The organism is Polaromonas sp. (assembly GCF_012927455.1).
In the GTDB taxonomy this organism is placed as follows: Bacteria; Pseudomonadota; Gammaproteobacteria; order Burkholderiales; family Burkholderiaceae_C; genus Polaromonas.
On the sequence record NZ_JABBPE010000002.1, the window covers coordinates 131,024 to 149,123 of the forward strand.

The following is an 18,100-nucleotide window of genomic DNA, read 5'->3' on the forward strand; positions in this document are numbered from 1 at the left end:
TCAGTCTTGATAAAGGGATTAATGGCTGTCGATGATTTCGTAGTCCAGCACGCTGCGACTGTCGCGCAAGGCGCCCAGCACGCTGCTGATGTACTGGTGCTGCGGGTGCTTTTGGTAGGCCGCCAGCGCCGCGCTGCTTTCAAATACCGAGTAAAGCACAACATCGCAGCTGGCCTCAAGCGCGACTGTCCGGGTGGCGACTTCAAACTTCAGCATGCCCGGCACCAGATCGCGGCAGCTGTCGAGCTCGGCCTTGAAATGCGGCGCATCGACGGGATTTTTGAGCTTCCACATCACGATATGTTTGATCATGGATCAACCTTCATTCTGGAACGGACAACGATCAAGGCAACGCCGACTGCCGCGGCGATCCCGCCACCCACTATCAGCAACCAGGCCATGTTGTCGTCAATCGGCGCCACGGACAGGCCCAGCACGAGCGTCAGCAGGCCGCCATAAATCAGCACCCAGATCACACCGTGCAAACGCGCCGCGGATGTATTGGATGTGGTGCTGGCTGAAGGTTTGAAAAAGCCCACTAAAAGGCCTCCTCCGGAAATTCGGCACAGGTGGGATCGCGCGCTTCAACAACTTTCAACCAAGCGTCTATTTTGGGCAATTCATAGTGATAAAAATAGCGTGTAGCGCCCAGCTGGCCTACGGTAGCAGCTATTGATTTAGTAGCATCGTACTTCAGCGCGGCAAGCGCTACATCCAGCCAGATCCAGGCCAGCACGGTATGGCCGACGCCCTGCATATAGGGCACGGCATTGGCCAATGCGTCGGCGGGTTTGCCGGTCGCCCAGGCCTGCTGGGTGGCGCTTCCAACACGCTGCAAGGCCTGGCCCAGCGCATCGGCGTAGGCGGACAACTCGGGCTGCTGATGGGCGCGGGCCACGGTGGCAGTTATGCGCGCGGCCAGCAGTTCCAGCCCCCTGCCCCCCTCCATCCGCACCTTGCGCCCCAGCAGGTCCATGGCCTGAATGCCATGCGTGCCTTCATGGATCATGTTCAGGCGGTTGTCGCGCCAGTACTGCTCTACAGGGAAGTCGCGCGTGTAGCCGTAGCCGCCATGCACCTGAATCGCCAGCGAATTGGCTTCCAGACACCATTCGCTGGGCCAGCTCTTGGCAATTGGCGTCAGCACTTCAAGCAGCAGCCGAGCCTCGTCAGCGGCTTGCGCTTCGGCGCTGTGCTGATCGTCCACCAGCCGGGCGCAATACAGTTCGAGCGCCAGCGCGCCTTCGCAATACGATTTTTGCGCCAGCAGCATGCGCTTGACGTCGGCGTGCTCGATGATGCGGCTTTGCGGGGCCCCGGCATCCTTGCCGGCGCCGGTGATGGGGCGCCCCTGCGGCCGGTTTTTGGCGTAGTCAAGCGAGGCGTAGTAACCGGCCATGCCCAACATGGTGGCGGCCATTCCTATGGCAATGCGCGCCTCGTTCATCATGTGAAACATGCAGCGCAGGCCTTCGTGCGGCTTGCCGACCAGGTAGCCCACGGCACCGGCCGCGCCGTTGACCGGGTACTTGCCTTCACCGAAGTTGAGCAAGGTATTGGTGGTGCCGCGCCAGCCCAGCTTGTGATTCAGACCCGCCAGCGCCACATCGTTGCGAACGCCGGTGAGTGCGCCATCGGTGCCGACCAGTTTTTTGGGCACGATGAACAGCGAAATGCCGCGCGTACCGGCAATCAGCTTGCCATCGGGGCCGGGAATCTTGGCCAGCACTAGGTGAATAATGTTGTCGGTAAGCTCGTGTTCACCGGCCGAGATCCACATCTTGTTGCCCTTGAGGCGATAGCGGGGGCCCAGCGGGTCTTGATCCCACGGCTCCGCGCTGTCGGCGGTTACCCAAGGGCCTTGGTCAGGTATGGCACGGGTTGTGATATCGCTGAGCGAGGAGCCCGCTTGCGGTTCCGACAGGCACATGGTTCCGGAAAAGCGACCGGAAAATTCGTTTTTCGCGAACACGTCCTGCTGCGTCCGTGTGCCGTGCACCATCAGCAGATTGGCATTGCCGGTCGTCAGCATGCCCGAACCGATGCTGACCGAAGCCATGGCGAAAAAGGCATTGGCTGCGGCTTCCACCGTGTAGGGCAGTTGCATGCCGCCTATGTCGTAATTCTGCGCGGCGCTTAGCATGCCCGACGCCGCATAGGCTTTTTGCGCGTCGTAAGTGGCTTGCGGCAAGATGACTTTTTCGCCATCGAAATGCGGCTCCTGCGTGTCAACCGTGCGGTTGAATGGGGCGTATTTCTCGCGGGCGATGCGCTCGCAGGTGTCGAACACCGCATTGAAAGTCTCGCGCGAATGGTCGGCGAAGCGTTCGCGCTGGTTCAGTGATTCGGCGTCAAGCCACTGGTAAAGCAGGAAGTCAAGGGTGCTGCGAAGAGGCATGGCATGGACTCCAAAAAAAATGTCATCCCGGGCCAGACCCGGAACCCGGTATCCGGAACACATGCCCTGCATGACTGCGAAGTCAAGCCCGAGGGTATTGGGTTCTGGGCAGGCAGTGAGATGGATTGCGGGTCAAGCCCGCAATCGCAATTTCTTTTTACAAGACTTCAAAAACGCCCGCAGCGCCCATGCCGCCGCCAATGCACATAGTGACGCAAACCAGCTTGGCGCCGCGCCGTTTGCCTTCAATCAGCGCATGGCCAGTCAGGCGCTGGCCGGTAACGCCGTAAGGGTGACCCACCGCAATAGCGCCGCCATTGACGTTGAGCTTGTCCATGGGAATGCCCAGCTTGTCGGCGCAGTACAGCACCTGCACGGCAAATGCTTCGTTGAGTTCCCACAAGTCAATGTCACTGACCTTTAAACCCAGCTTGGCCAGCACCTTGGGAATGGCGAACACCGGCCCGATGCCCATTTCATCGGGCTCGCAGCCCGCGACGGCAAAACCAAGGAAGCGTCCCAGCGGATTCAGGCCTTTCCTCTCAGCCACTTTTTCGTCCATGACCACCACGGCGCCGCCGCCATCCGAGAACTGGCTGGCATTGCCGGCTGCGATCACGCCGCCGGCAATGGCGGGCTTGATGCCGCTGATGCCCTCTTTGGTCGTGCCTTCGCGGATGCCTTCGTCCTTGCTTACCGTGACTTGCCGGGTGGTCAGGCCCATCACCGTATCTGCCACGCCCATAGTGACGGTGATCGGTGCGATCTCGGCCTCAAATAGGCCAGCAGCCAGCGCGGCCGTGGCCCTTTGCTGGCTGCCTGCGCCGTATTCATCCATGCGCTCACGTGCAATGCCATAGCGCTTGGCGACCTGCTCGGCCGTTTGCAGCATGTTCCAGTAAATCTCGGGCTTGTTCTTGACCAGCCAGTCTTCGCGCAGCATGTGGGTGTTCATCTCTTGCTGCACGCAGGAAATGCTCTCGACACCGCCAGCAACATAGATGTCGGCTTCGCGCGCCATCACGCGCTGGGCCGCCAAGGCGATGGCTTGCAGGCCGGAGGAGCAAAAACGGTTGACGGTCATGCCCGACACGGTGATGGGGCACCCTGCGCGCAACGCAATCTGGCGCGCAATATTGGCCCCGGTGGCGCCTTCCGGCGTGGCGCAACCCATGATCACGTCATCGACTTCGGCGGCGTCTATGCCGGCGCGGGCAATCGCCTGCTCTACGGCGTGGCCGCCCAGGGTGGCGCCATGCGTCATGTTGAAAGAGCCCTTCCAGCTTTTGGCCAGAGGGGTGCGGGCGGTTGAAACAATTACAGCGTTGGTCATTAAAATCTCCGAAATCAGTGAGCGTGGATCAGTTAAAGGTCTTGCCTTCGGCGGCAAGCTTGGCCAGCAGCGGTGCAGGCTTCCAGAAGTTGGCGTCGTCCAGCGGGTTTTGCGCAAAGCGGTTCATGCTCTGCACCACGTTGAAGAGGCCGACCTGGTCGGCATACAGCATCGGGCCACCGCGGTAAATCGGGAAACCATAGCCCATGAGGTACACCATGTCGATGTCGCTGGCCCTGGACGCAATGCCCTCCTCCAAAATGTGCGCAGCCTCGTTCACGAGTGCGTACACCAGGCGCTGGACAATCTCTTCGTCCGAAATCTTGCGGGGGGTGACGCCCAATGACTTGCGGTGCTCTTCAATCATCTGCACCACTTCGGCATTGGGAATCGCGTCGCGTTTGCCGGCCACGTAGTCATACCAGCCGGCACCGGTCTTCTGGCCGAAGCGTCCTTTCTCGCACAACAGATCGGCAGTTTTGCTGTATTTCATGCCTGGCTTTTCCTGGTAGCGGCGCTTGCGAATAGCCCAGCCAATGTCGTTGCCCGCCAGGTCACCCATGCGAAACGGCCCCATCGCGAAACCAAATTTTTCAACGGCTTTGTCTACTTGCGCGGGGGTGCAACCCTCGTCCAGTAGGAACCCGCCCTGGCGGCCGTACTGCTCGATCATGCGGTTGCCGATGAAGCCGTCACAGACGCCGGACACTACCGCCGTTTTGCGAATTTTCTTGGCCACACCCATGACCGTGGCCATGACGTCCTTCGCGGTTTTTTCGCCGCGCACCACTTCAAGCAGCTTCATAATATTGGCCGGGCTGAAGAAATGCAGCCCAACGACATCTTGCGGGCGCTCGGTGAACGAGGCGATCTCGTTGACATCCAGCGTCGAGGTGTTGGACGCCAGGATGGCACCGGGCTTCATGACACGGTCGAGTTCCTTGAAGACCTTTTCCTTCACACCCATTTCCTCGAACACAGCTTCGATCACCATGTCAGCGTCTTTCAGGTCGTCGTAGCTCAACGTGGTGCTGAGCAGGCCCATGCGCTGCTCGTACTTGTCTTGTTTGAGCTTGCCTTTCTTGACTTGCGATTCGTAGTTTTTACGAATCGTGGCGATGCCTCGATCAAGCGCTTCCTGCTTCATTTCCAGCATCTTGACCGGAATGCCGGCGTTGAGGAAGTTCATGGAGATGCCGCCGCCCATGGTGCCGGCGCCAATCACGGCGATCGACTTGATCTCGCGCAGCGGCGTGTCTGCAGGAACGTCCGGAATCTTGGAGGCAGCGCGCTCGGCCATGAAAATATGGCGCAGCGCGCGGCTCTCTGGAGTCCACATCAGATTGATGAAAATTTCCCGCTCGAACTTCAAGCCGTCCTCGAATTTTTGCTTGGTCGCGGCTTCCACGGCGTCCACGCACTTGAGCGGCGCGGGAAAGTTTTTGGCCATGCCCTTGACCATATTGCGGGCAAACTGGAAATAGGCATCGCCGTTGCGATGCTTGCAGGGCAGATTGCGTACCTGCGGAAGCGGTCGCGTGTCGGCAATGGACTGCGCATAGGCCAGCGCTTCTTCGGCCAGCGACTCGGGCGAATGGGCCATTTTGTCGAACAGCTTCTGGCCAGGGATCTGTGCCAGCAGCTCGCTCTTGACGGGTTCACCGCTGACGATCATGTTCAGTGCCGGCTCGACACCTAGCGCGCGCGGCAGGCGTTGCGTACCGCCGGCCCCGGGCAACAGGCCCAGCTTGACTTCGGGCAGCGCGACACTGCAGCCTGGCGCGGCAATGCGGTAGTGACAACCCAGTGACAGCTCCAGTCCGCCGCCCATGCACACTGAATGAATCGCGGCCACCACGGGCTTCGATGAGTTTTCAATCATCTGGATGACGCTGTGCAAATTGGGCTCTTGCAAGGCCTTGGGCGAGCCAAATTCCTTGATGTCGGCGCCGCCCGAAAAAGCTTTGCCGGCACCGGTGATCACGATGGATTTGACGGCGGCGTCCGCGCTGGCCTTCTGCAAGTTGTCAGTGAGGCTCAGCCGCGTGGCGTGACCGAGGCCATTGACGGGAGGATTGCTCAGGGTGATCAGTGCCACGCTGCCGTGAACTTCGTAGAGGGTTGTCATTGGTGTGTCTTTCCTTGAGTGAACTTGATTGAACTTGAGCGAAGTTTCAGTTTCAGTTTTGAGGCTTCAGGTTGCAGTTTCGGCTGTTTTTGACCCCCGGTGCAAGGGACCTGCATTAAACAAATAGAACGATCGTTCTTTTATAATTGTAGAGGGGCTTCATGAGCTTGCAAGTACGCCCTCAGTTCCAATTTGCCCAGATTTGTCCCGGCGGTGACAAGCCCGGCAAATTTTTACACTTCCAGCCACTCTTTTCGCGTGTACGCGTCGGCCCGCAAGCTGTCGGGCGTGCCATCAAACACGATGCAGCCATGCCCCATTACCAGTGCGCGGTCAGAAATAGCCATGGCAATGGTCAGCTTCTGCTCAATCAAAAGCACGGATATGCCTTTGACCTTAAGCGTTTGCAGGAATTGACCGACGAGGTGCACAATTTTCGGCGCCAGTCCTTCGGTCGGTTCGTCAATGATGATGAGGTCCGGGTCGCCCATGAGGGTGCGGCACAGCGTGAGCATCTGCTGCTCGCCACCCGACAACACCCCGGCTTCGGTGTGCTGGCGCTCCTGCAGCCGTGGAAACATGCTGTACATGTCGCTGAAAGACCAGCGCGATCCTTTTCCGGCATCCTTTTGCCCGAGCAGCAGGTTTTGGTGCACCGTCAGTTTGGGAAAGATGTCGCGGTTTTCCGGCACGTAGCCAATGCCCAGATGGGAGATCTGGTAGGCCTTTTTACCCACAATCTCGCCCGCCTTCCAGTTAATGGAGCCCTGACAATCGACCAGACCCATGATGGCTTTAGCGGTGGTGGAGCGGCCTGAGCCATTGCGGCCCAGCAAAGCCACAATCTGGCCGGGCTGCACGTCGAATGAAACGCCATGCAGCACATGGCTTTTGCCGTAGAAGGCGTGGAGGTTTTTGACGCTTAGCATATGAGGCTCCGACGGGCCGCCCCTAGGAAGCCTTGAGCCCCCTTGGGGGGCAATGCAGTGCGCGAAGCGACAAGTGTGGGGGCCATATTTTCAATGCCCTCCAACTTGCTGATCTGCAACCGGAGAACCCAGATAAGCCTCTTGAACGCGCTGGTCAGCGCGCACGGCTTCGGGGCTGTCGTAGGCAATAATTTCGCCGTAGACCACCACCGCTATCTTGTCGGCCAGGCCGAACACCACGCCCATATCGTGCTCAACCGTCAGCAGGGTCTTGCCCACGGTGACTTGCTTGATCAGGCTGATGAAACGCGCGGTCTCCGAGCGGCTCATACCGGCGGTGGGCTCGTCCAGCAAGATCACGCTGGCGCCGCCGGCGATGGTGATGCCGATCTCGAGCGCGCGTTGCTCGGCATAAGTCAGATTGATCGCGAGGACATCGCGCTTCTTGTCAAGCTTGATCATGGCCATCAATTGGTCGGCCCGTTCGTTGGCGTCATCCAGACCTGCCAAAAACTTCAAAAAGGTGTATTTATAACCGAGGCTCCAGAGCACACCGCAGCGCAGGTTTTCAAAGACGCTGAGCTTTGGAAAAATGTTGGTGATCTGAAAGCTGCGCGACAGACCGAGCCGGTTGATTTCGAAAGGCTTTTTGCCATTAATGCGCTGGCCATTGAGCAACACCTCCCCACTGCTGGGCTCAAAGCGCCCGCTGATCAAATTAAACAGCGTCGATTTGCCGGCGCCGTTGGGCCCGATGATGGCCACGCGCTCGCCAGGCATGACGGCCAGATTGGTGCCGCGAATGATCTCGGTTTTTCCAAAGCTTTTGCGCAGGTCTCTAAGTTCCAGCGCGTAGTGTTGTGCTGCGCTCACAGGGCCTCCCGCCGTTTGATTTCTTTTTCAATCGACTCCTGGATATCACTCCATTCGGCTACAAACCGGCGCCGCGCCACCGCAAAAAGGCCAAGCCCCAGCAGCATCACCGCAGCAGCAGCCCCCCAGCTGCCCGCCGCAGCCGCGTTGAGTTGCATGCCGAGGTAGCGAAGTTTCGAGCCCAGCGCAGCATCGAGTTGCAGGTGGTAGAGCATCTCAATCATGGCGGCTGCACCGGCAAAGGCGATCAGGCCGGTTAGCAGCAGCGCCAGGTAATTGCGCCACAAGGGCTTGAGCTTGCCAAAAGCCGCCACTCGCACATTCATCATGATGAGGCTGGCAAAGCCGCCAGGCGCAAACATGACCATGAACAAAAAAATCAGTCCCAGGTAAAGCAGCCAGGCCTTGGTGAATTCACTGAGCAAAACAAAGGCCAGCACCATCAGCACGGCACCAATGATCGGACCAAAGAAGAAGGTGGCACCACCCAAAAAGGTAAACAGCAAATAAGCACCCGAGCGATAGCCGCTGACAACTTCCGAGGTGACGATCTCAAAGTTCAATGCAGCCAAGCCGCCCGAAATACCGGCAAAAAAAGCGGCAATCACAAAGGAGAGGTAGCGTACTTTCTGCGTGTCATACCCGACAAACTCCACGCGCTCGGGGTTGTCGCGCACCGCGTTCAGCATGCGGCCGAGCGGCGTGCGGGTGAAAGCGAACATCAGGCCCGTGCAGACAAAGGTGTAGAGCGCGATCAGGTAATACAGCTGTATTTGCGGGCCAAACGTGATGCCCAGCGGCTTGGGACCGGTGACGCGGTTGCCTGAGACACCGCCTTCCCCGCCAAAAAACTCGGGAAACATCAGCGACATGGCCCAGACCAGCTCACCCACGCCCAGCGTGATCATGGCAAAGGTGGTGGCGGCTTTTTTGGTGGTCACCCATCCAAGAAGCAGGGCAAACAGCAGGCCAGCCAAACCACCCGCCAGCGGAATCAGGCTGACCGGCAGCGGCAGCCGTCCCTGGCTGACCAGGTTCAGCGCGTGAATGGCCACAAACGATCCAAGCCCCGAATACACCGCATGGCCGAAGCTCAGCATGCCGCCCTGCCCCAGCAACATGTTGTAACTCAGGCAGACAATGATGGCGATGCCCATCTGCGACAGGATGGTGTGGCTCAGGCTGCTGGTGAACAGCAGCGGAACCAGCATCAGCACCATGGCAAAAATGCTCCAGACAAGGAAGCGCCCGATGTTGAGCGGTTTGAATTGGTAATGTGTGGCTGACATGACGACCTAACCCTCCCGGGTACCCAGCAGACCCTTGGGCCGGAACGTCAGCATCAGCACCAGAAACAGGTAGGGCAGGATGGGGGCAATCTGGCTGACCTTGAGCTTCAACAAGGCGTAGCCGAAGGTCGCGGGCGTCACAGTGACACCCAGCGTCGCGGCGGCGCCCAACAATGAACTGTCGACGGCCACCGCAAAGGTCTGGATTACGCCAATCAGCAGCGAAGCCAGAAACGCCCCGACCAGTGAGCCCATACCGCCCACCACCACCACCACAAATATGACCGAGCCCACCGCGGCCGCCATGCTGGGCTCCGTCACAAAGGCGTTGCCGCCAATCACGCCTGCCAGGCCCGCCAGCGCAGCGCCACCGCCAAACACCAGCATGAACACACGCGGCACGTTGTGGCCGAGCGCTTCGGCAGTTTCGGGATGCGTCAGCGCCGCCTGAATCACCAGACCGATGCGGGTGCGCTTGAGCAGCAACCAGACCGCCAGCAGCATGAACAGCGCCACCAGCATCATGAAGCCGCGGTACATTGGAAACTGGGTGCCATACAGCGTAAACAACGGGCCGCTCAGCGACTCCGGCACCCGGTAATCGACCGCGATGCGGCCCCATACCAATTGCACTAGCTCCACCAGGATGTAGCTCAGGCCAAAGGTCACCAGCAGCTCCGGCACGTGACCAAACTTGTGGACGCGGCGCAAACAGAATTTTTCGAATGCCGCACCGATCAGACCCACTAGCAAGGGGGCAATAATGAGCGCCGGCCAGAAGCCCAGCACACTGGTGACGGTGTAGGCAAAGTAAGCGCCCAACATGTAGAAAGACGCATGCGCAAAATTGAGCACCCCCATCATGCTGAAAATCAGCGTCAGGCCAGAACTCAGCATGAACAGCAGCAGGCCGTAGCTAAGCCCGTTCAAAAGCGAAATAGCAAAAAACTCCATGCAGGCTTTCTCAGATCAGCGACGGTGGGAAAGGAAACAGCACTTAACCCTTTCGCTGTGTCATAAAAAAACGCCGGGGAGCTGGAGCCGACCCCGGCGTTGCGTCAGAAAAATGAGTTCAAGGACGCTTCATTTCGCAGCTGGTCGGCGTGCTGGCAATGTAGGTGTCGAGGTATTTCACCGGTGCAAAGGTGTAGCCGGTGTTCTCCACGCTGTAGTTATTCTTGGCATCGACTTTTTGCCACTTCGAGATGTAGAGTCCTTGCTGCAGCTGGTGGTCTGACTTGCGCATCTGCGACTCGCCGTTAAAGCCCTTGAATGTCAAGCCTTCCATAGCTGTTGCGACCTTGAGGGGATCGACAGACTTGGCTTTGTTCATGGCTTCGGACAACAGCACCACCGCGTTGTAAATCGCGAAGGTGTAGAAGTCGTCGTTGAACTTCTGTTTGAACTCTTTGGTGATAGCCCCCAGCTCGCCGGTGTAGTTGGAATGGTTGTAGGCAATCTGGTAGACCTCAATATCACCAGCGGCAGCCAATGCCGTCGGGGTACCGGACACGCCTGCGTAGTAGGCATAGATCGGAATCTTCAAGCCGGCCTCGGTAATCGCCTTGACCAGCAGGGTCATGTCCTGACCCCAGTTGCCAGTGACCAGGGTGTCCGCACCGCTGGCCTTGATTTTGGCAACATAGGGCGCAAAGTCCTTGACCTGTCCGAATGGATGCAAATCTTCACCGGCAATCTGGGCATCAGGCCGTTTGCGGGCCAGCCCCTCCTTGAAATACTTCGCGACCTGTTGGCCGTGCGAGTAGTTCTGGTTGAGCAGATACACCTTTTTGACCTTGGGCTGATCTTTCATGAAAGAGGTCAAGGCTTCCATCTTCATGGAGGTGTCCGCATCAAAGCGGAAATGCGCAAAAGAGCATTTCTCGTTGGTCAGCGCGGGGTCAACTGCAGCATAGTTGAGGAAAATAACTTCCTTGCCCGGGTTGCGCTCATTGTGTTTGGCAATGGCATCGGCCAACGCCAGCGCCACTGCCGAACCATTGCCTTGCGCGACATAGCGGATGCCCTGGTCGATGGCAGATTTGAGTCCGTTGAGCGCTTCCTGGGGCGAGCTCTTGCTGTCTATGCCGACAATCTCGAATTTGACACCCGCCGCATTTTTGGCCCCATTGAGACGATCAGAAACGAATTGCCAGTTTTTCAGCTGGTTTTGGCCCACATTGCCAAAGGGACCAGACAGGCCTTCGATCATGGCGATTTTGACAGTTTCACCTTTTTGGGCAAAAGCGATGGTAGTCCCCGCCAGCATTACGCATACAGCTACTGATTTAATAGCAAACTTCATTCCGCGTCTCCTTCGTTTAACAAGATTCTGAGCGTACGAGTTTTGTCCCCCGCAGCGCACAGGGATTGCCCCTAGAACGCCGCCTGGCTATCGCGTTGGTGACTCGTACCGACTGCTCAAAGCGGCAGTTTGTAGTCCTTGAGCAGCTCGCGAAGTCGGGTCTTCAGCATCTTGCCGGTCGCGCCCATGGGCATGGCCTCGACAAACACCGCGTCATCGGGAATTTGCCATTTGGCGGTCTTGCCTTCGTAAAACTTGATGAGTTCGTCGCGCGTGACGTCCATGCCCGGCTTTTTGACCACCGCGATGATGGGCCGCTCATCCCACTTCGGGTGGGCCACGCCAATGCACGCGGCCATGGCCACCGCCGGATGCGCCATGGCAATGTTTTCAATCTCTATGGAACTGATCCATTCACCGCCCGACTTGATGACATCCTTGCTGCGGTCAGTGATCTGCATGTAGCCATCGGCGTCTATGGTTGCCACGTCACCGGTCAGGAACCAGCCATCCACCAAGGGGTCGCCGCCTTCGCCCTTGTAGTACTCGCGCAAGATCCACGGGCCCTTGACGTACAGGTCACCAAACGTCTTGCCGTCCCAGGGCAGTTCCGCGCCAGCCGCGTCGACAATTTTCATGTCAACACCGAAAATGGCGCGCCCCTGTTTGAGGCGAATTTTCATTTTTTCATCGGCGGGCAGCGCATCGTGCTTGTTTTTGAGCGTGCAAAGCGTGCCCAGCGGACTCATTTCGGTCATACCCCAGGCGTGCAACACCTCCACGCCATAGTCGTCGTTGAAGGCCTTGATCATGGCTGGCGGACAGGCTGATCCGCCAATGACGGTACGGCGCAAGGTCGAAAACCGCAGGCCCGCCGGCTTCATGTGGCTGAGCAGCATTTGCCAGACCGTGGGCACGCCGGCGGCGTAAGTGACTTTTTCAGCTTCTATCAGTTCGTACACCGACTTGCCATCGAGCGCCGGTCCAGGAAAGACCAACTTCGCGCCCGTGAGTGCTGCCGAGTACGGAATGCCCCAGGCATTGACGTGAAACATCGGCACGACCGGCAAGATGGCATCGCGCGCCGAGATGCACATCACATCGGGCAGGGCCGCGGCATAGGCGTGCAAGGTGCTGGATCGGTGGCTGTACAACGCCGCCTTGGGGTTGCCCGTGGTGCCACTGGTGTAGCACATGCTGGAGGCGGTGTTTTCATCAAAAGTTGGCCATGCATAGTCGACCGCCTGCGCGCCAATCCACGCTTCGTAACTCTGCAGGTTGGGGATACCGGAATCAGTTGGGAGCTTGTCCGCATCACAAAGCGCGATGTAGTGTTTGACGGTGGGGCATCGGCCATGCACCGCCTGCACCAGAGGCAAAAAGCTCAAATCAAAGCACAGCACCTGGTCTTCCGCATGGTTGGCGATCCAGGCGATCTGGTCCGGGTGCAGCCGGGGGTTGAGGGTGTGCAGCACCCGGCCCGAGCCACTGACGCCGTAATACAGCTCAAAGTGCCGGTAGCCGTTCCACGCCAGCGTTGCCACGCGGTCGCCAAAAGCCAGCTTCAGGCTATCCAGCGCATTGGCGACCTGGTGGGCTCGCTGGGCAGCGTCCTTGTAGGTGTAGCGATGCAGGTCACCCTCGACCCGGCGAGAGACGATTTCTGCATCGCCATGGTGACGTGCTGCAAACTCAATCAGCGAAGAAATCAGCAGGGGCTGACTTTGCATCAAACCTAGCATGGTCTGGCTCCTTGGTGGCCCGGCAGGGCATGTTTTTAATTCTGAAAACCCACGAATAGTAACGCGCGCGCCCTGCTGGGTGCACCGGGGAAATCCATAGCGACGCCACGTTGGCGACAGCGGTCAAGCGGTCGAAAAGCACCTTAACCCCCCGTGTGCAGGGCTGTTGACCCCATAGCACAATGCTTTCATGACCTTTGCCACCGCCACCCCATCTGCCGAACGGACCCTTGCCGAATCGGAGCTGAAATGGGGCAACAGCTTTGCGCGGCTTGGCCCGGATTTCTACACCGAGCTCCAGCCCACCCCCTTGCCCTCGCCCTACTGGGTCGGGCGTAGCCACGCTTTGGCGCGAGAGCTTGGCCTGGAAGACCAATGGCTGGAGTCCGACTATGCGCTGGCGCTGCTGACCGGCAACCAGCTGGCAGCTGGCTCCCGGCCGCTAGCCAGCGTTTACAGCGGTCACCAGTTCGGCGTGTGGGCGGGACAACTGGGCGACGGCCGGGCCATCTTGCTGGGCGATATAGCAACAAATGCCGGCCCGCGAGAAATTCAGCTCAAGGGCGCGGGCAGGACGTCCTACTCGCGCATGGGCGACGGACGTGCCGTGCTGCGCAGTTCGATTCGCGAGTTTTTGTGTTCCGAGGCCATGCAGGGCCTGGGCATTCCGACCACCCGCGCGCTTTGCGTTACTGGCTCCGATGCCGCCGTGCGGCGCGAAGAATTTGAAACCGCTGCCGTGGTGACGCGCACGGCGCCCAGCTTCATCCGCTTCGGGCATTTTGAGCACTTCAGCTACAGCAACCAGCACGCCCAGCTCAAAACGCTGGCCGACCATGTCATCGACCGGTTTTATCCGGCTTGTCGCGACGCTAAGCAACCCTATGCCGCACTGCTTGAAGCGGTCAGCGAGCGCACGGCCCACCTGATGGCTGCCTGGCAGGCCGTCGGCTTTTGTCACGGCGTCATGAACACCGACAACATGAGCATTTTGGGCCTGACCATCGACTACGGCCCCTTCCAGTTTCTTGATGCGTTTGACCCCGGGCATATCTGCAACCACTCCGACAGTGAAGGCCGTTATGCCTATAACAAGCAGCCCAACATGGCTTACTGGAACCTGTTTTGCCTGGCTCAGGCCCTGCTGCCGCTGATGGACAACCAGGAGCAGGCGCTGGCCGCGCTGGAGTCTTACAAGACGGTTTTTCCCGAGGCGCTGCACGCCAGGATGTGCGCCAAGCTCGGTCTGCTCGATGCGCAGCCGGAGGACGCGGCGCTCATTGAGAGCACCTTCAGGCTGCTGGCGAGCAACAAGGTGGACTACACCATTTTCTGGCGCCGCCTGTGCAGTTTCACACCGCAAAGTGGTCACGAGCCGCTGCGCGATTTGTTCTTCGACGGCGAATCATTCAATGCCTGGGCGCTACAGTATTCAGAGCGGCTTACGCCCGTGGATAGTGGGCTACGGGCAGATTTAATGTTAAAAAGCAACCCGAAGTTCGTGCTGAGAAACCATCTGGGCGAAGAAGCCATACGTGCAGCGAAACTAAAAGACTTTTCCGCAGTCAATACCTTGCTGACATTGCTGCAAGCCCCCTTTGACGAGCATCCAGGCCATGAGCATTTCGCAGCCTTTCCACCGGACTGGGCTACTTCAATTGAGATCAGTTGCAGCTCGTAACATCCTTGCTGCCCACAGTACCGATACTTCAAACTTTCAATACCCTCGGGATTTCACCACCATGAGCACGATGAACACGACAGGCAGCAAGATCCAGAAATCCGATGAAGAATGGAAAGCCCTGCTGGCCGAAAAGGATGCAGAGCGCGGCGCCTTTGAGGTTACCCGGCACGCGGCCACCGAGCGCCCCTTCACCGGCAAATACGATAACAACTATGCCGACGGCACTTACCGCTGCAAATGCTGCGATGCCGAATTGTTTGACTCGTCCAGCAAATTCGACGCGGGCTGCGGCTGGCCCAGTTTCGCCCAGGAAATCAAAGAAGGCGCGATTGAAGAACATGTGGACCGCGCGCATGGCATGACGCGCACCGAGACCGTTTGCGCCAACTGTGGCGCCCACCTGGGCCATGTGTTTCCTGATGGGCCTACGCCGACCGGACTGCGCTACTGCATGAACTCGGCTTCGCTGGATTTCAAGCCAACGTGACCCCCACGCTTGTCGCTTCGCGTATTGCGCTGCCCCCCGAGGGGGTCGCTGCGACTGCGGCCCGGCAAAGCCGGTTGCGCGGTCCTGACTGGCATGGGCGCCTGCAGCCAGTTCCGGCGCGCAGCGCTTATCGCTTCTTGTGCGGCGTTACCTGAGTCAACCTGGCCCTCATTTTTTATTGAAAACCGCTCCGCCATAATCTCCCCATGAAAATTCTCTTCGACTTTTTGCCGATTGCCCTCTTTTTCGGCATGTTCAAGTACGCTGAAGGTAACAAGGACTGGGCCGCCAGCACCGCCACGGAATGGCTGGGGTTCATGGTATCGGGGGGTGTAGTGGGGGCGGCCGAAGCGCCCGTGCTGCTGGCGACGGTGGTGGTGATCGTGGCCACGCTCGCGCAAATCCTCTGGCTGAAGGCGAGCGGCAAAAAAATTGACCTGATGCTCTGGGTTAGCCTTGGGCTGGTCACCGCGCTGGGCAGCGCCACTATTTACTTTCACAGCGAAAGCTTCATCAAATGGAAGCCCACCGTGCTTTACTGGGTCATGGGCAGTGCCCTGCTGTTTGGTCAGCTGGTGCTGAAGAAAAACGGCATTAAGTCCTTGATGGGTGCGCAGATGGACTTGCCCGACGCCATCTGGCGCTTGGTTAACTTCAGCTGGGTGGCGTTTTTTACCGTCATGGGTTTTCTCAATCTCTGGGTCGCCTTTAACTTCCCCACCGCTATCTGGGTCAACTTCAAGCTGTTTGGCGGACTGGGCCTGATGATGCTGTTTGTGCTTGTTCAGGCGGTTTACCTGAACAAGCACATCAAACCAGGCGCCACGCCATGAGCGCCGGCCTTAACTCCGGGCTAGTCAGCGCGAAGCCGCTGCCGGTGCGCGTCAGCGAGATTGAGCAGTTGCTCAGGGCACGGCTTGATCCCACGCACCTGGAAGTACTGGACGAAAGCGCCGCCCATGCGGGCCATGCGGGCGCCAATGAACAGGGCTTTGGCAGCCACTTCCGCATCCGCATTGCCAGCCCCCAGTTTGCCGGCAAGAGCCGGGTGGTGCGCCATCGGCTTGTGTATGATGCAATGAAGCCTTTCATAGCACAGGGACTGCACGCCTTGGCCATTGAAATCGTAGACATTCCCTGAACCTCTTTTGCGTTGCCGCATGGGCCAAACTGCAATCGGCAAGCATGCAGAAACAGCAAGTCTTACTTATTACCAAAGGATTACACAGACATGATGAAGAAAAATTTTCTAGTGACCACCGTCGTTGCCGGCCTGCTGGCCCTGAGCGCACAAGGAGTCCTCGCCCAGAATGTTGCCATCGTCAATGGCAAGGCGGTTCCCAAGACCCGTCTTGATTCATTGGCACAGCAGGTTGCCCGCTCCGGCCGTCCCGTGACACCGGAAATGGAAGGTCAGCTGCGCGAAGAAGTGATCGCGCGCGAGGTCTTCATGCAGGAAGCCGAGAAACAGGGCCTGTCTGCCAGCGAAGACTTCAAGGCGCAAATGGAACTGGCGCGCCAGACCATTCTGATCCGCGAACTTTTCGCCGAGTACCAAAAGAAAAATCCCATCGTCGATGCTGAGCTGAAGGCCGAATACGACAAGTTTGCGACGGCCAATGGCGGCAAGGAATACAAGGCCCGCCACATCCTGGTTGAAAAAGAAGCCGACGCCAAAGCAATTGTTGCCAGCCTGAAAAAGGGTGGCAAATTTGAAGATATCGCAAAAAAGCAGTCCAAAGACCCCGGTTCGGGTGCTAAGGGCGGCGATCTGGATTGGGCCAACCCGGCCAGCTACGTGCCAGAGTTTAGTGCGGCATTGACCAAGCTGAACAAGGGCCAGATGACCGAGACCCCGGTGAAAACCCAGTTTGGCTACCACATCATCCGCGTCGACGATACCCGCGATGCCAAGCTGCCTTCATTTGATGAAGTCAAGCCGCAAATTTCCCAGCAGATGCAGCAGCAAAAGCTTTCCGCGTTTCAGGACGAGTTGCGTAAGAAAGCCAAGGTCGAGTAAAGCTGCCGACCGCTTCGCTTAGCTGGCGAGGCTTTCCTAAAAAAAGCGCGGTCTGTCCGCGCTTTTTTTTTCGCCCGCCTAAGAACGGGCTGCTGAATGAGGCGCTATTTCAGGGCGGCCAACGCCATAAAAAGCCCGATAAGCACCGGCTGGTGCAGCATGTAATAGCTCAAGCTCCAGCGGCCCAGCCACGCCAGCGGACGGCTTGCCGCACGAGCTCCATTCCCGCCAAGCCCGCCCGGCGTCTGCCGAAACCATTGAGGCCGCTGGCGCAGCGCCCAACTGCCCGCCGCCATGCCCCACCACATCACGCCCAGCCAGGGGATCAGCGGCACATAGTCCTCAGTCACCGGCTTGCGGCTGATCAAGCCCAGCCAGTTGAGCCAGTTTTGATTGAGAAATTCGGCTCCAGCCCAGGCAGAATGGGTGTAAGCAGCTATAAATTGCATAGCAATCGCGGCCGCTCCCAAGGCCCACAGCCAGCCGCCCCAACCGGCTGTCAGGCGCACCAGCAGCAGCATCACAGCCATGCCATGCAGCACGCCGAAATAGATGAAGCTTTGCGGATACATCCAGTAAGAGCCGGCGCTGACCAGCAAGGCACAGCCCGCCACCTGCGCCCAACGCCGCCAGAAGCGCGGCCAGCTCTGGCCACGATGCACGGCAATCGCCTGCCCCAAACCCGCGGTAAAAAGAAACAGGCTGACAATCGCCGAGCGCTGCCAGGTCCAGAAAGGGTCGGCGTAGAAATTTTGCTGGAGGTAGCCGAAGTGGTTCAGGTCAAAGCAGAAGTGATAGACCGTCATCCAGACGATGGCCACGCCACGCAGTACGTCTACCGAGTCAAGGCGGGGAGCAGGCGCTACAGGAGGCGTGGAAGTCATGCGGCAACGATACCGCATGCGGTCCGGC

Annotated in this window: 17 protein-coding genes; 5 read left to right on the forward strand and 12 right to left on the reverse strand. The window is 58.7% G+C overall.

What is annotated here, in order from left to right:
- Positions 1-18: 18 nt before the first annotated feature.
- The 11 genes from HHJ18_RS01175 to HHJ18_RS01225 all read right to left on the reverse strand — a co-directional run bounded on the left by HHJ18_RS01175 (position 19) and on the right by HHJ18_RS01225 (position 12,997).
- Positions 19-312, reverse strand: a complete 294-nt coding sequence (locus HHJ18_RS01175; protein WP_296910712.1) for a Dabb family protein — start codon at positions 310-312, stop codon at positions 19-21.
- Positions 309-539 carry a hypothetical protein gene (locus tag HHJ18_RS01180; RefSeq protein WP_296910714.1) on the reverse strand — a complete coding sequence of 77 codons (231 nt, stop codon included), beginning with the start codon at positions 537-539 and terminating at the stop codon, positions 309-311. The genes HHJ18_RS01175 and HHJ18_RS01180 overlap by 4 nt, the downstream gene beginning before the upstream one ends.
- Positions 539-2,398, reverse strand: a complete 1,860-nt coding sequence (locus HHJ18_RS01185; RefSeq protein WP_296910716.1) for an acyl-CoA dehydrogenase — start codon at positions 2,396-2,398, stop codon at positions 539-541. Before HHJ18_RS01185 ends, HHJ18_RS01180 begins: the two co-directional genes overlap by 1 nt.
- Before the next feature lie 157 nt (positions 2,399-2,555).
- Positions 2,556-3,731, reverse strand: a complete 1,176-nt coding sequence (locus tag HHJ18_RS01190; protein ID WP_296910718.1) for an acetyl-CoA C-acyltransferase — start codon at positions 3,729-3,731, stop codon at positions 2,556-2,558.
- Positions 3,732-3,759: 28 nt separating this feature from the next.
- The gene (locus tag HHJ18_RS01195) at positions 3,760-5,859 is read right to left on the reverse strand and encodes a 3-hydroxyacyl-CoA dehydrogenase NAD-binding domain-containing protein (protein ID WP_296910720.1); all 2,100 of its coding nucleotides are present in this window, start codon (positions 5,857-5,859) and stop codon (positions 3,760-3,762) included.
- A 233-nt stretch (positions 5,860-6,092) separates the two neighbouring features.
- Positions 6,093-6,788, reverse strand: a complete 696-nt coding sequence (locus tag HHJ18_RS01200; RefSeq protein ID WP_296910722.1) for an ABC transporter ATP-binding protein — start codon at positions 6,786-6,788, stop codon at positions 6,093-6,095.
- A gap of 90 nt (positions 6,789-6,878) precedes the next feature.
- Positions 6,879-7,661, reverse strand: coding sequence for an ABC transporter ATP-binding protein (locus HHJ18_RS01205; RefSeq protein ID WP_296910725.1), 783 nt, complete (start codon positions 7,659-7,661; stop codon positions 6,879-6,881).
- Positions 7,658-8,950, reverse strand: a complete 1,293-nt coding sequence (locus HHJ18_RS01210) for a branched-chain amino acid ABC transporter permease (protein ID WP_296910728.1) — start codon at positions 8,948-8,950, stop codon at positions 7,658-7,660. Before HHJ18_RS01210 ends, HHJ18_RS01205 begins: the two co-directional genes overlap by 4 nt.
- A 6-nt stretch (positions 8,951-8,956) precedes the next feature.
- Positions 8,957-9,904, reverse strand: a complete 948-nt coding sequence (locus HHJ18_RS01215; RefSeq protein ID WP_296910730.1) for a branched-chain amino acid ABC transporter permease — start codon at positions 9,902-9,904, stop codon at positions 8,957-8,959.
- Between the two features lie 118 nt (positions 9,905-10,022).
- Entirely contained in the window at positions 10,023-11,255 is a 1,233-nt protein-coding gene (locus HHJ18_RS01220) for a branched-chain amino acid ABC transporter substrate-binding protein (protein ID WP_296910732.1), read from the reverse strand.
- Between the two features lie 116 nt (positions 11,256-11,371).
- Positions 11,372-12,997, reverse strand: a complete 1,626-nt coding sequence (locus HHJ18_RS01225; RefSeq protein ID WP_296910734.1) for a 3-(methylthio)propionyl-CoA ligase — start codon at positions 12,995-12,997, stop codon at positions 11,372-11,374.
- A gap of 190 nt (positions 12,998-13,187) precedes the next feature.
- On the opposite strand from HHJ18_RS01225, the gene HHJ18_RS01230 reads away from it, so the two are divergent.
- From HHJ18_RS01230 to HHJ18_RS01250, 5 genes are all read left to right on the forward strand, one after another.
- Positions 13,188-14,678 (forward strand): protein adenylyltransferase SelO, encoded by a 1,491-nt coding sequence (locus tag HHJ18_RS01230; RefSeq protein WP_296910737.1) that lies wholly within the window; start codon positions 13,188-13,190, stop codon positions 14,676-14,678.
- Positions 14,679-14,748: 70 nt separating this feature from the next.
- Positions 14,749-15,168: a peptide-methionine (R)-S-oxide reductase MsrB gene (msrB, locus tag HHJ18_RS01235; protein ID WP_296911876.1), complete on the forward strand. Its 420-nt coding sequence runs from the start codon at positions 14,749-14,751 to the stop codon at positions 15,166-15,168.
- Positions 15,169-15,374: 206 nt separating this feature from the next.
- Positions 15,375-16,001 carry a septation protein A gene (locus tag HHJ18_RS01240; RefSeq protein WP_296910739.1) on the forward strand — a complete coding sequence of 209 codons (627 nt, stop codon included), beginning with the start codon at positions 15,375-15,377 and terminating at the stop codon, positions 15,999-16,001.
- Complete coding sequence (locus HHJ18_RS01245) at positions 15,998-16,309, forward strand: BolA family protein (RefSeq protein ID WP_296910741.1); 312 nt, start codon at positions 15,998-16,000, stop codon at positions 16,307-16,309. Before HHJ18_RS01240 ends, HHJ18_RS01245 begins: the two co-directional genes overlap by 4 nt.
- Before the next feature lie 93 nt (positions 16,310-16,402).
- Entirely contained in the window at positions 16,403-17,188 is a 786-nt protein-coding gene (locus HHJ18_RS01250; protein WP_296910742.1) for a peptidylprolyl isomerase, read from the forward strand.
- A 104-nt stretch (positions 17,189-17,292) separates the two neighbouring features.
- Here HHJ18_RS01250 and HHJ18_RS01255 read toward each other — a convergent pair whose 3' ends face one another.
- Positions 17,293-18,072 carry a heparan-alpha-glucosaminide N-acetyltransferase gene (locus HHJ18_RS01255; protein WP_296910744.1) on the reverse strand — a complete coding sequence of 260 codons (780 nt, stop codon included), beginning with the start codon at positions 18,070-18,072 and terminating at the stop codon, positions 17,293-17,295.
- Positions 18,073-18,100 lie beyond the last annotated feature (28 nt).

What these genes read in the sequence shown, in the direction of transcription:
- HHJ18_RS01175 (WP_296910712.1), bottom strand. Translation starts at nt 312, where the DNA reads ATGATCAAACATATCGTGATGTGGAAGCTCAAAAATCCCGTCGATGCG.
- HHJ18_RS01185 (WP_296910716.1), bottom strand. Translation starts at nt 2,398, where the DNA reads ATGCCTCTTCGCAGCACCCTTGACTTCCTGCTTTACCAGTGGCTTGAC.
- HHJ18_RS01190 (WP_296910718.1), bottom strand. Translation starts at nt 3,731, where the DNA reads ATGACCAACGCTGTAATTGTTTCAACCGCCCGCACCCCTCTGGCCAAA.
- HHJ18_RS01195 (WP_296910720.1), bottom strand. Translation starts at nt 5,859, where the DNA reads ATGACAACCCTCTACGAAGTTCACGGCAGCGTGGCACTGATCACCCTG.
- HHJ18_RS01200 (WP_296910722.1), bottom strand. Translation starts at nt 6,788, where the DNA reads ATGCTAAGCGTCAAAAACCTCCACGCCTTCTACGGCAAAAGCCATGTG.
- HHJ18_RS01210 (WP_296910728.1), bottom strand. Translation starts at nt 8,950, where the DNA reads ATGTCAGCCACACATTACCAATTCAAACCGCTCAACATCGGGCGCTTC.
- HHJ18_RS01215 (WP_296910730.1), bottom strand. Translation starts at nt 9,904, where the DNA reads ATGGAGTTTTTTGCTATTTCGCTTTTGAACGGGCTTAGCTACGGCCTG.
- HHJ18_RS01220 (WP_296910732.1), bottom strand. Translation starts at nt 11,255, where the DNA reads ATGAAGTTTGCTATTAAATCAGTAGCTGTATGCGTAATGCTGGCGGGG.
- HHJ18_RS01225 (WP_296910734.1), bottom strand. Translation starts at nt 12,997, where the DNA reads ATGCTAGGTTTGATGCAAAGTCAGCCCCTGCTGATTTCTTCGCTGATT.
- HHJ18_RS01230 (WP_296910737.1), top strand. Translation starts at nt 13,188, where the DNA reads ATGACCTTTGCCACCGCCACCCCATCTGCCGAACGGACCCTTGCCGAA.
- msrB (WP_296911876.1), top strand. Translation starts at nt 14,749, where the DNA reads ATGAACACGACAGGCAGCAAGATCCAGAAATCCGATGAAGAATGGAAA.
- HHJ18_RS01240 (WP_296910739.1), top strand. Translation starts at nt 15,375, where the DNA reads ATGAAAATTCTCTTCGACTTTTTGCCGATTGCCCTCTTTTTCGGCATG.
- HHJ18_RS01245 (WP_296910741.1), top strand. Translation starts at nt 15,998, where the DNA reads ATGAGCGCCGGCCTTAACTCCGGGCTAGTCAGCGCGAAGCCGCTGCCG.
- HHJ18_RS01250 (WP_296910742.1), top strand. Translation starts at nt 16,403, where the DNA reads ATGAAGAAAAATTTTCTAGTGACCACCGTCGTTGCCGGCCTGCTGGCC.
- HHJ18_RS01255 (WP_296910744.1), bottom strand. Translation starts at nt 18,072, where the DNA reads ATGACTTCCACGCCTCCTGTAGCGCCTGCTCCCCGCCTTGACTCGGTA.